General features: G+C 55.6%; 1 pseudogene. It reads left to right on the top strand.

The features are described 5' to 3' along the window. Window positions 1–64: 64 nt before the first annotated feature. Window positions 65–426 (top strand): annotated as a pseudogene (locus AACY08_RS30135) (transposase); the annotation flags it as partial.

Raw genomic sequence — 426 nt, 5'->3', positions numbered from 1 at the left:
TGTAGTGGTCTAATGAAACCGGACACCCATTTAGGCGAGAATGCTCGCCAGAACGAGGTGTCAGATGACCAAACAACGCCGTACCTTTTCCCCTGAATTCAAACGCGAGGCTGCCGACCTCGTTATCAAGCAGGATTACAGCTTCATTGAGGCCAGCCGCTCGCTTGGTGTCGGCGAGTCGGCTTTGCGCCGATGGGTCGACCAGGTGCAGCAAGAACGCACGGGCGTCACCCCGCAGAGCAAAGCGCTGACCCCGGAGCAGCAGAAAATCCAAGAGCTGGAAGCCCGAATTGCTCGCCTTGAGCGGGAAAAATCGATCTTAAAAAAGGCTACCGCGCTCTTGATGTCGGAAGATCTCGAGCGTTCGCGCTGATTGACCAGTTGAGCATCCACGAGCCGGTTGATTGGCTGTGCAAGGTGTTTGAA

It is taken from the genome of Pseudomonas sp. EL_65y_Pfl1_R83 (assembly GCF_963970695.1).
Taxonomy (GTDB): domain Bacteria; phylum Pseudomonadota; class Gammaproteobacteria; order Pseudomonadales; family Pseudomonadaceae; genus Aquipseudomonas; species Aquipseudomonas tritici.
This window is presented reverse-complemented; position numbering and strand designations above follow the sequence as displayed.